The 11,237-nt window shown below is 63.1% G+C and carries 12 protein-coding genes; 11 read left to right on the forward strand and 1 reads right to left on the reverse strand.

Features of this window, described 5'->3' with window-relative positions; genetic code table 11:
* The first annotated feature begins 316 nt into the window (after window positions 1–316).
* From HV765_RS28735 to HV765_RS28750, 4 genes are all read left to right on the forward strand, one after another.
* Complete coding sequence (locus HV765_RS28735; protein WP_054424219.1) at window positions 317–520, forward strand: cold-shock protein; 204 nt, start codon at window positions 317–319, stop codon at window positions 518–520.
* Window positions 521–560: 40 nt separating this feature from the next.
* Window positions 561–818, forward strand: coding sequence for a hypothetical protein (locus tag HV765_RS28740; protein WP_054424217.1), 258 nt, complete (start codon window positions 561–563; stop codon window positions 816–818).
* 86 nt (window positions 819–904) lie between these two features.
* On the forward strand, window positions 905–1,435 hold the full coding sequence (locus HV765_RS28745; protein ID WP_054424215.1) for a hypothetical protein: 531 nt from the start codon (window positions 905–907) through the stop codon (window positions 1,433–1,435).
* 86 nt (window positions 1,436–1,521) lie between these two features.
* Window positions 1,522–1,878 carry a gamma-glutamylcyclotransferase family protein gene (locus tag HV765_RS28750; RefSeq protein ID WP_054424213.1) on the forward strand — a complete coding sequence of 119 codons (357 nt, stop codon included), beginning with the start codon at window positions 1,522–1,524 and terminating at the stop codon, window positions 1,876–1,878.
* A gap of 34 nt (window positions 1,879–1,912) precedes the next feature.
* On the opposite strand, the gene HV765_RS28755 is transcribed toward HV765_RS28750, so the two are convergent.
* Window positions 1,913–2,221, reverse strand: a complete 309-nt coding sequence (locus HV765_RS28755; RefSeq protein ID WP_175171710.1) for a DUF1272 domain-containing protein — start codon at window positions 2,219–2,221, stop codon at window positions 1,913–1,915.
* A 168-nt stretch (window positions 2,222–2,389) separates the two neighbouring features.
* On the opposite strand from HV765_RS28755, the gene HV765_RS28760 reads away from it, so the two are divergent.
* The 7 genes from HV765_RS28760 (at window position 2,390) to HV765_RS28790 (ending at window position 10,316) form a co-directional block, all read left to right on the forward strand.
* Complete coding sequence (locus tag HV765_RS28760) at window positions 2,390–3,307, forward strand: DUF808 domain-containing protein (protein ID WP_175171711.1); 918 nt, start codon at window positions 2,390–2,392, stop codon at window positions 3,305–3,307.
* Window positions 3,308–3,514: 207 nt separating this feature from the next.
* Complete coding sequence (locus HV765_RS28765; protein ID WP_175171712.1) at window positions 3,515–4,384, forward strand: alpha/beta hydrolase family protein; 870 nt, start codon at window positions 3,515–3,517, stop codon at window positions 4,382–4,384.
* Between the two features lie 61 nt (window positions 4,385–4,445).
* The gene (locus tag HV765_RS28770; protein ID WP_006223711.1) at window positions 4,446–5,390 is read left to right on the forward strand and encodes an ABC transporter permease; all 945 of its coding nucleotides are present in this window, start codon (window positions 4,446–4,448) and stop codon (window positions 5,388–5,390) included.
* Entirely contained in the window at window positions 5,387–6,208 is an 822-nt protein-coding gene (locus tag HV765_RS28775; RefSeq protein ID WP_054424205.1) for an ABC transporter permease, read from the forward strand. The genes HV765_RS28770 and HV765_RS28775 overlap by 4 nt, the downstream gene beginning before the upstream one ends.
* Window positions 6,205–7,860 carry an ABC transporter ATP-binding protein gene (locus HV765_RS28780; protein ID WP_054424203.1) on the forward strand — a complete coding sequence of 552 codons (1,656 nt, stop codon included), beginning with the start codon at window positions 6,205–6,207 and terminating at the stop codon, window positions 7,858–7,860. The genes HV765_RS28775 and HV765_RS28780 overlap by 4 nt, the downstream gene beginning before the upstream one ends.
* A gap of 83 nt (window positions 7,861–7,943) precedes the next feature.
* Window positions 7,944–8,564: a GntR family transcriptional regulator gene (locus tag HV765_RS28785; protein WP_054424201.1), complete on the forward strand. Its 621-nt coding sequence runs from the start codon at window positions 7,944–7,946 to the stop codon at window positions 8,562–8,564.
* A gap of 198 nt (window positions 8,565–8,762) precedes the next feature.
* The gene (locus HV765_RS28790; protein ID WP_054424199.1) at window positions 8,763–10,316 is read left to right on the forward strand and encodes an ABC transporter substrate-binding protein; all 1,554 of its coding nucleotides are present in this window, start codon (window positions 8,763–8,765) and stop codon (window positions 10,314–10,316) included.
* Window positions 10,317–11,237 lie beyond the last annotated feature (921 nt).

Genomic DNA, 11,237 nt, shown 5'->3' on the forward strand with positions numbered 1-11,237 from the left:
TTCGGGTATACGCTTACGCAGCGTTGGTTACGTAATAAGTAAACGCGAAGCAAACTTTAGAAAACCCCGCTGCACGCCCCGAATTACTTGGTTTTGCCATTAATTAAGCCCAATCAGCCGCGAAAATAATACATGCGTGGTAAATGGAAACGCTGATTGACTTTAAGAACCTCTGCACCCATAGTGGATTAGAAGCTTTTCGAGCATCGTGATTTTCGTCCGGTCTTGCTCCCCTAGGGGCGCTACATTGTTCGCAGTCCTTTCCTTGACAGGCTCACCTTCGCGGGCGGTGCCCGCTATTAAAAGGAATGAGATTATGGAAACCGGAATCGTAAAGTGGTTTAACGATGCGAAAGGATTTGGCTTCATCATGCCCGAGAACGGCGGCAAGGATTTATTTGCGCACTTCTCGGAAATTGTCAGCGATGGCCATAAGGTCCTGATGGAAAACCAACGCGTCAGTTACGTGACTGCGCAAGGTGCCAAAGGCCCTCACGCCACGCAAATCCGCGCTTTGTGAATGAAGGCCCGTTGGGCCTTTTTAACAAATAGGGGGTTTCATGTTTCACAACAATATGGTCTACAAGGGCTATCGGCTTACCGCCAGTGTTTCCCGGATTACAGTCGGGGGCAGCAGCCGGCCCGCCTTCACCGCAACCGTCGCGGTGGAGTTGGCAGCAGATCAGGACAAGCTCAATGAACATCACGCCGTGCCGTTGTTCGAATCGGGCGGCTTTGTTTCCAGTCCCGGCATGGCGGTAGACGCCGCGATCAATCATGGTCGCCTTGTCGTCGACGCGCATGCCAGGCCTTCTTGAAATGCCGCAGCTTGACGCTGCATGCCTGCCAGACAGGGCCGCCCGCTTGGGCGGCCTTCTTGTTGGCGAGTGTCGAGGAGAGTTTCATGATGAATTCAGACGACAGGGCCACATCTTCGCCCGGCAACGGCGACGCGAATGCAACGATCGACGCGTGGGCGCCGCCGTTTCCGTTTGAACAACTGGATGCCGCCCAGCAGCGCACGCTCGCTGAGCTGGGGGTGGCAGTGCTGAACCTATGGAGCGATTTGCCGTCCGACACGCGTCAGCGATTCGTGAGCCGGCTGGCGATGCCGGCTGATCCGGATGTGCCTGCGCTTCAGGCCCGCATTACGCGCTTCGTGGCGGATGCCACGGCGTTGCGCGTCAGACTGGCAACGCCGCTGCGGCCAGGCGTGTCCCGCGCCGGGCGTGATGACGAAGACTTCGTCGACCGCGCCAAGTTGGCCTACAAGCTGGACGGCGGTGCCTCCGAGCCCGCGCACTACAGTCACATCAACGAATTCGAAGGCAAGCGCGTTGTGGTCTTGCGCAACAAGCGCGGCGTGCTGGCGGTATATGAAGATGTTGGAGGTCTGGCGACGCGGCTGGCGCATTGGCCGGTGTCATGGGTGTGAAAAGAAGTGTGCATGTGGCGTCGTGTTTGAACGCCTGGACGCCGATGTAAAGTCTTTGGAAGCCAATCATTTTCCTTAAGGACAAGATGGTGCCTGAAATCCCTGAGACGTCGATCCTGTTGTTTTCCTACGGAACCTTGCAAGACAAGGCCGTGCAGCTGGCTAACTTCGGCCGTGAACTGACCGGCCGGCCCGATGCCATGACGGGCTATGTGCAGCATTGGGTCGACATCACTGACCCCGAGGTCTTGAAGACCAGCGGGAAGGCTCAGCACCCGATTGTCTACGCCAGCTACGACCCCAAGGACGAAGTGCGCGGCACGGTCTTCGAGGTCACCCAACAGGAGCTGCACGCCGCCGACACCTACGAGGTGTCCGACTACAAGCGTGTGTCGGTGTTGTTGAAGTCCGGCGTACACGCGTGGGTCTACATCCAGGCCTGACCCAGGGTTTGACCCCGGGGGACGAGGCGCTCAATCAGCGGTCCTGCGGCGCCACGCCTTCCAGGCTGCGCCGTAGCGCCGCATGCGCGGCCTGGTCCACCGGCCGATGTTTGCGTTCGGTGCTGGCGGGGTACTTCTCCAGGCAGTTTCCGCCCTTGCGGTCTTGCGACGGGCGGATCGGGCGCGGCGTGAAGCCGCCGCCGCAGTTCGGGCAGACGTTGCCCAGCACCTCGTCCACGCAGCTCGCGCAGAATGTGCATTCAAAACTACAGATGCGCGCATGGGTGGCGTCCGGGGGCAGGGCGGTGTCGCAGTGTTCGCAGGTGGGGCGCAGGGCGAGCATGGGGCATCCTTCACGTCGATTGGGCAACCCGCAGCGTAGAGCCTGCGGCGGATTTTCGCCACGCCCGATCCAGACACAAAAAGGAATGAAAACGGTCAGCCGAGTTGCATCTGGACGCGGCCGCCGCTTGTACACTCGGATCACCTTTACGGGCATAGGGGATGCTTGATGGCCGGCAGTAGTTTCTTCGCATTATTTGACGACATCGCCACCATTCTGGACGACGTCTCTGTCATGACCAAAGTGGCCGCCAAGAAGACGGCCGGCGTGTTGGGCGACGACCTGGCGCTGAATGCGCAGCAGGTGACCGGCGTGCCCGTTAACCGCGAGCTGCCCGTGGTGTGGGCGGTGGCCAAGGGATCGTTCATCAACAAGCTGATCCTGGTGCCGGCGGCGCTCTTGATCAGTGCGTTTGCGCCGTGGGCGATCACGCCCTTGCTGATGCTGGGCGGCGCGTTCCTGTGCTTTGAAGGCGTGGAAAAACTGGCGCACAAATTCCTGCCGCATGGCGAATCGGCCGAGGGCAATCACGCCGCGCGCGCCGAGGCCTTGCAGGATGCGTCGGTGGACATGGTGGCGTTTGAGCGCAGCAAAATCAAAGGCGCGGTGCGGACGGACTTCATCCTGTCCGCCGAGATCATCGTCATCAGCCTGGGCGCTGTGGCCGGCGCGGACTTCACGCGCCAAGTCGCCGTGCTGTCGATCATTGCGATTGCGATGACAGTGGGCGTGTATGGGCTGGTGGCCGGCATCGTCAAGCTGGACGACCTGGGGCTCTACCTGAGCCAGAAGCGGTCGCAGGGCGTGGCCTGGCTGGGCAAGCGCATCGTGGGGGCGGCGCCTTATTTGATGAAGACCCTGTCGGTCGTTGGCACTGCCGCCATGTTCATGGTGGGCGGCGCCATCCTGACCCACGGCATCGCGCCGGTGCATGCCGCCATCGAACACGCCGTCGCCGCGGTGGGCGGGGGCAGCGTGGTGCAAGCGTTGACGTCCACTGTGCTCAACGCCTTGTTCGGCATCGTGGCGGGCGCCGTGGTGCTGGGTGTGGTCAGCGTGGCCAAACGGCTGTTCAAGAAAGGCTGACGTTTCGGGCGGCCACCCTTTCCGGGTGGCCCTGCCATCAATACATTTGTCTGCATCCGGTTGGCGCATCCCGCCAGCCTAGGGAATCCCCTGCCTTGTTGCGTCGAAACCGCTGCGCCTAAAATTGGCGCCAATTTATGTGATTATTGTTTCGACCACCGGCATCCGCCATGCGTCCGCCCACGCGGCCATGGCAAAGAGGAAATCATGCAGTCCAACGCAGCTATCGCTCTTCAACCCGACGCCGCGCTCGCGCGCGCCATGTACGACCTGGGCCACAGCACGGTCTTCGCAGCCCGCACCGACCCGCGCTTTTCGTATTGCATGTATGTGCCGCCGCACATCGACACCGCCAGGCATCCGATGGAGCTGGTCGTCATCATGCACGGCACTGGCCGTGCCTTTGTGGAATACCGCGACGCGTTCGCTGAATTCGCGCGCTGGAACGATTGCATCGTGCTGTGCCCGCTGTTCCCCGTGGGCCCGCTGGGCGACGGCAACCGCGACGGCTTCAAGCAGCTGCTCGAAGGCAACATCCGCTATGACCACATCCTGCTCGACATGGTCGCGGAAGTGGGCGAGAAGTTCGGCCTGCAATTCAAGAAGTTCGGCCTGTTCGGCTATTCCGGCGGCGGCCAGTTCGTGAACCGCTTTGCCTACCTGCACCCCGAAAGCCTGTGGGCCGTGTCGATCGGCGCGCCGGGTTCGGTGACCTTGCTGGACCCAAGCCAGGATTGGTGGGTGGGCGTGCGCGATGCCGAAACCCGCTTCGGCAAGGGCGTGGACATTGAAGCGCTCAAGCAAGTGGCCGTGCACATGATTGTGGGCAAAGCCGACCTGGAAACCTGGGAAATCACCCACCGCGAAGGCGGCAAGTTCTTCATGCCGGGCGCCAATGACGCTGGCAAGACGCGCCCCGAACGCCTGGAGTCGCTGCGCCGTTCGTTCGAAGCGGCAGGCGTGAAGGCGGTGCTGGATGTTGTGGATAACGTGCCGCACGATGGTCTGAAATGCGTGGGCCAGGTGCAGGACTTCCTGGCGGACGCGCTGCGCAAGTTGCGACATGCGAAAAATTGATATCGCTGAAGGCGGACGCCACGCGTTGCCGTGCGTCCGCGTTCAGGAATAGGAGAGGGCCATGCTGCGTTTTGCGCTATCCCGAATTGTCATGGCCGTGCCGACGCTGCTGATTGTGGCGGTGGCGGTGTTCGTGATGATCCGGCTGATTCCGGGCGATCCCGCCCAACTGCTGCTGGGCGACCTGGCCACGCCGGCCGCACTGGCCGACCTGCGTGCGCGCCTGGGACTCGACCAGACCTGGCTGACCCAGTTCGGCATCTGGTTCGGCAACATGCTGCACGGCGATCTGGGGTCGTCCATCAACACCGGCCAGCCCGTGCTGCCGTTGGTGTGGGACCGCTTCCTGATCAGCGGGCGCGTGGTGCTGGTGGCGGTGCTGTTCGCCGCGCTGGTCGCCGTGCCGGCCGGCATGATCGCCGCCTGGAAGCAGAACAAATGGCCCGACCTGTTTCTGGTCGGCTCGGCCACGCTGCTGGTGTCCATCCCGACCTTTTGGCTGGGTTTGCTGCTGCTGATCTTCTTCGGCCTGAAGCTGCAATGGCTGCCGGTCGTGGGTTATGTGTCGATCGGTGAAGACTGGAAGGCGGGCCTGCTGTATCTGGCCATGCCGATCCTGACGCTGTTCCTGCACGAAATCGGCGTGCTGATGCGCATGGCGCGTGCAAGCACGCTGGAAGTGCTGCGGCTGGACTACATCACCCATGCGCGCGCCAAGGGCCTGTCCGAATCGGCCGTGCTGATGCGCCACGCATTTCGCAACGCGTTCGGCCCGACCTGGACGCTGATCGGTCTGGTGCTGGGCAACCTGCTGGGCGGCATCGCGGTGGTGGAAACCGTTTTCACGATTCCTGGGCTGGGACGCCTGCTGGTGGATTCGATCTTCGCCCGCGACTACCCCGTCATCCAGGGCTGCCTGCTGTTCGTGGGCGTGGTCTACGTGATCGTGAACCTGCTGATCGACCTGTGCTATCCCATCTTCGACCCGAGAGTGACCGCCGAATGAAAAAGCGAATCGCAGCTAACGCGCTCCTGGGCGGCCTGATCGTGGGGGCGATGCTCATCGCGGCGATCATGGGCGCCTTCTGGACGCCGCATGACCCGCTCAAGATCAACTTCATCGCGCGCCTGAAACCGCCCGGCGGAGACTTCCTGCTGGGCACCGACGAGTTTGGCCGCGACGAGTTGTCGCGGCTGTTGGCCGGGGCATCCAGCAGCGTCTGGATCAGCTTGCTGACGGTGACGTTCGCCATCGTCGCCGGCACCGCCATCGGCACGCTCACCGGTTTCGTGCGCGGCTGGACCGACCGCATCATCATGGCCTTCAACAATGCGCTGCTGGCGTTTCCCGGCCTGCTGCTGGCGTTGGGTCTGCTGGCGGTGGTGGGCGCCAACAAGTACGGCATCATCCTGGCGCTGGGCCTGGCCTACACGCCGTCGGTGACGCGCATCGTGCGGGGCACGGTGCTGTCCTTGCGTGAAAAGGAGTTCATCGAATCGTCTCGTGTGCTGGGCAATTCTGAGCTCTACACCATGTTCCGGCATGTGCTGCCCAACTGCGTGGCGCCGCTGACGGTGCTGGCCACGTCCATGTTCGGCTGGGTGATCCTGGCGGAAAGCGCGCTGTCGTTCCTGGGCCTGGGCGTGCCGCCACCCGCACCGACGTGGGGCAACATGCTGGCCGCCGCGCGTCCGTTCATGGCGCAGGCGTCGTACCTATCCATTCTTCCCGGCCTGGCCATTGCGCTCGCGCTGCTGGGGATCAACCTGCTGGGCGATGCGGTCCGAGACCGTCTCGATCCCCGCATGAGGGGCGTGCAATGAGCGCACTGGTATCCGTATCGAACCTGAGCCTGACGGTGGGCGCAGGCGGCCGAGAGATCGTCAGCGGCGTGTCGTTTGACGTGGCGCCGGGCGAAATGGTCGGCATCGTGGGCGAATCCGGCAGCGGCAAGACGCAGGCCGCCCGCGCCATCATGGGCCTGACCCCGGCGCCGCTGGTGGTGGCGGGCGGGGCCATCCGTTTCGAAGGCGTGGACGTGACGAAGGCCGAGCCGGCCGTGCTGCGCAAGCTGCGCGGCGCGCGCATCGGCATGGTGTTCCAGGAACCCATGACGTCGTTGAACCCGTCCATGCCGATCGGCCGCCAGCTGGACGAAGGCCTGAAGCTGCACCGCAGGGACTTGTCCACGGCCCAGCGCCGCGAACGCATTCTTGAGATGCTGCGCCGCGTGGGCATTCGCGATCCGAAGGGGGCGATGGACGCCTGGCCGCACGAGTTCTCGGGCGGCATGCGCCAGCGCATGATGCTGGCCTCGGTGATGCTGCTGGAGCCGGCGCTGTTGATTGCCGATGAACCCACCACCGCGCTCGACGCCGTGGTGCAGCGCGACGTGCTGGAACTGATGGTGGACCTGACGCGCGAACACCACACGGCCGTGCTGATGATTAGCCACGATTTGCCGATGGTGGCGCGATACACCGAGCGCATGGTGGTGATGCAGCATGGCAAGGTGCTGGAAACCGGCACCACCGCCGGCATTCTGGAACGGCCGCAGCATCCCTACACGCGCAAGCTGCTGGACGCGATGCCGCGCCGCCTGCCCGCCCGCAAGCTGACGCAAGACGCGCCTATTGTCGAGGTCAAGAACCTGGTGGTGGACTACGCCGGCCACCAGCGCCTGTTTTCGCGCACTGGCGCCAAGCGCGCTTTGAACGGTATCGACCTGCACGTCAAACCGCGCGAGGTGGTGGCGGTGGTGGGCGGCTCGGGCTCGGGCAAGACCACACTCGGCCGCGCCATTGCCGGCCTGCTGGCGCCCACGTCCGGCCAGATTCTGTTCCGTGGCCAGCCTGTCAGCCGCAAGTCGGCCGCGTGGCGCGACTACCGCCTGAACTGCCAGATGGTGTTCCAGGACCCGTATTCGTCGCTGGACCCGCGCATGACCATTGGCCAGCTTGTGGGCGAAGGCCTGCGGATGATGCAAGACATGCCATCGGCGGACAAGCGCCGCCGCGTGGACGAGGTGCTGGCGGAAGTGGGCCTGGGCTCTGAATACGCCAAGCGTTTTCCGCATGAGATGTCTGGCGGGCAGCGTCAGCGCGTGGCGATTGCGCGCGCCATCGTGCGCCGGCCGGCGTTCGTGATTGCCGATGAGCCGGTGTCCGCCCTGGACGTTACCGTGCGGGCGCAGGTGCTGGACCTGTTCGCTGACTTGCAGGAACGGCACGGCTTTTCGTGCCTGTTCATCAGCCACGACCTGGGCGTGGTGGAGCAGGTGGCTGACCGGGTGGTGGTGATGCGTGACGGCGGCATCGTCGAGCAAGGGTCGCGTGACGCGGTGTTCGACCGCCCGCAAGAGGACTACACGCGCAGCCTGTTGTCGGCGATTCCAGCCTTGGAATCCACAGAAACCGGAGGCGTGCGCTTGCGTTGGCGTTTGGACGGCATGGAACCCCTGCGGGCCACGGCATGAGAGCAGGGGGGGAACCCCCTGCATTCGGCGCAGGAAGTTATGCCTAAAATACGCGCTTTGGAATTGATTGATGGGAGTGGTCCATGCCGAAACCGGCAGCGACGCAACCTGGCCTGGTTGACCGCATTGCCCATGATATTCAGTCGGGCGTGTATGGTCCCGGCGCCTGGTTGAAACAGATCGACCTGCAAGAGCGCTACGACGCCAAGCGTCTGGACGTCAGGCGGGCGCTAGACCAGTTGGCCGCCAAGCGGCTGATTGCGCACATCCCGAACCGGGGCTATCACGTGTACGCGATGGACCCGGATCAGCATTTGCAGATCCGGGATATCCGCATCCTGCTTGAAACGGGCGCGGCGGCTGACCTGATGCCCAACGTTACGGCGGCCAAGGTCCGTGCGCTGCGCACGTTGGCGGAACGTTTCGTCAAGCTGCTGCAAGACGGCACCTTGCTGGAGCAATACGAGGTCAATCTGGCCTTTCACGCAAGCATGTACGACCTGTGCGGCAACCGCGAGCTGGCGGCGCTGATCCAGGAAATGCGTGCGCGCGGCCCGGCGGCCCCGGCCAAGGAATGGGTGACTCGATCCCGCATTGAGATTTCGGCGCGCGAACACTTCGACATGGTCGATGCGCTGGAAGCGCGCGATGTGAAGCAGCTGCAAAAAATCATCGCGCAACACGTTGGGCAAGACATTTCCTGACACTGACGCTGATGTTCTGATCTCGCGATTCACATCGCCTGCGCGGCGGCCTTCTGCAAAGAGGCCGCCGCGATGCATTTGTGCGTCGGGTTCAGGGATACCCCGTATGGCGGCGTGCGGTGGAGTTGCCATAATTAGCAGCTTATTTTGGCGCCAATATATGCGTGGAATCTGCGCCGCACGCCGGGGAGTCTTTACATGCACCACCACTTTGTTCCCAGAGCGCTTGCGCTCTCCCTGGCGCTTGCCGCCGTCGCCGCGCCGGTTCATGCCGCGGTGTTGACGGTGGCCCAACCGGCCGACATCCGCTCGACCAACCCCGGCGTCAACCGCGACAACACAACCGACGGCGTGGTGCTCAATATTGTCGAAGGCCTGGTCGGCTACCGCGAGAACGGTACCGTCGGCCCCTTGCTGGCCAAGTCGGTTGCCTTGTCGGACGACGGCCTGACCTACACCTTCACACTGCGCGACGGCGTGAAGTTCCACAACGGCGCCACGCTGACGTCCGCCGATGTGCTGTGGAACTGGCAGCGCTACATGGACCCGAAAACCGATTGGCGTTGCCGCAGCGACTTCGACGGGCGCAATGGCCTGAAGGTGACCGACGTGTCGGCGCCGGATGCCAAGACCGTGGTGATGAAGGTGGACCGCAAGTCGGCGGTGTTCCTGGATTCGCTGGCGCGCACCGACTGCGGAATGACCGCCATCATCGCCAAGGAGTCGGTGGCGGCAGACGGTTCGTGGATCAAGCCGATCGGCACCGGCCCGTTCCAGTTCAAGGACTGGAAGCGTGGCGAGTACACGCTGCTGTCGGCGTTCAAGGATTACGTGTCACCCGAAGGCGACAAGCCGGACGGTTACGTGGGCTCGAAGCGCCCGCTGGTGGACGAGGTGAAGTTCCTAGTGGTGCCGGACCCATCGACGTCCAAGGCCGGCCTGATGTCGGGCGCAATCGACGCCAGCCAGATCACCAACACGGATGTGGGCGAACTGAAAAGCGCCAAGAACCTGACCGTCTTCAGCCCGCATGACGCCGTCAAGCACGTGTTGCTGTTCCAGACGCAAGACCCGGTGCTGAAGAACGTGAAGGTGCGCCAGGCTATCGCGGCGGCACTGGACATCCCGCAAGTGGTGGCCGCTGCGTCCGAAGGCCTGGGCCAGCTGAACAACTCCGCCGTCCACGCGGGATCGGCCTATTACAAAGACGCCGAAAAGCGCGGCTACAAGTACGATCCGGCGCGCGCGCAGCAGTTGCTGAAGGAAGCGGGCTACAAGGGCGAACCCATCGTCATCTACGCAAACAAGCGCGCGCATGTGCCGAGCTACCAGGTCGCCGTGATTGCACAGGCGATGATGCAGTCGGTGGGCATCAACGCGAAGATCGAAGTGCTGGAATGGGCGACGCAGCTGGACCGCTACAACACTGGCAAGTACCAGATCAGCTCGTTCTCCTTCTCGTCCCGCCTGGACCCGTCGCTGAGCTTTGAACAGTTTTCTGGCGACAAGGAAAAGCAGCCGCGCAAGGTCTGGGATGATCCCGCCGCGCAGAAGCTGATCGATGAAAGCTTCCTGGAGTCAGACCCGGTGAAGCGTCAGGCGCTGTTTGATCAACTGCACGCGTTGATGCTGGAACAGGCGCCGATGCTGATGCTGTACAACGGCGCAGATGCGTGGGCGAGTAATAAGCGAGTGAAGGGCTTTTCGGTGTGGGAGGGGAAGCCGAGAGTTTGGGAGACTGAGGTTCGGTAGGTTTTTTTGCTTTTGTTGGAGTGGGTTCTGTTGACGCCTGTGGGGTCGGTGGCCTGGGGTGCGCGGGGCAACGATTGCGGTCCGGAGCCTTCGCTCCGGACTGCCCCTGCCTCATCCTCGTACGCCTTCGGCTCCCTACGGATTCCGTTGGGCTTATCGACGCCCCGCCCACCCCAGGCCACCGACCCCACAGGCTGCGTCAGTTGAATGCGACGTCAGCGGGGGCGAGTGCTGTTCTTAGGGTTCTACTCGCCGGCGGAGTGGTGGGAATGATCTTGCGGGGCCCGCTCCATGCCGGCCGCGCGGGCGGCCTTGTGGAGCTTACGCGCGGCGGAGCGCCGTCGCGGTGTGCGCTTCGCGTGTGGCTGCGTTGTTCAGTTTTTTTTGCGCGCGTCTTGGGATGATTGGCAGCACAAAATTCATCATTCCCCCACGCATGATGACCGCACTTGAACCCAAGTGCGGTGTCATTTCCCATCCTACGAATGACGGCCGGCACTTGAACCCCGGTGCGTGGCGCGCAATGGGTCGGCATGCGCAAGACAGTGCGCGCTGCGCGCCACCTTTCTCCCCCCAAAAACGGCGGGGGGGCCCCTTAGCAACCAGCTCTACAAATTCGCGAAAGCGACCACCGCCCAAACGCCCACAAATGCGTAAGCCGAGTAAGGCCGCCCGCGCGGCCGCCACTCGGTGGGCCCCGCAGCACTCGTGACTAAGGCACACCCTAGCAGCGCCCCGATCCAAGACGGCGGCAGCCCGTCGGCGCGGTGGCCCTGACTGCGCGCAACCTCGATGCGCCCGAGGGAATCCGAAGATACCGTCTTGGCCGTCAAGTAGAAAAAGCGTAATCAGGCCTATAAGGTTGCCGCGTCTTGAGCACACCGAAGCACAGATGTACCACCTTGCGCATGCAGGCGCCCA

Source organism: Achromobacter kerstersii (assembly GCF_902859595.1).
Classification (GTDB): Bacteria; Pseudomonadota; Gammaproteobacteria; order Burkholderiales; family Burkholderiaceae_B; genus Achromobacter; species Achromobacter kerstersii.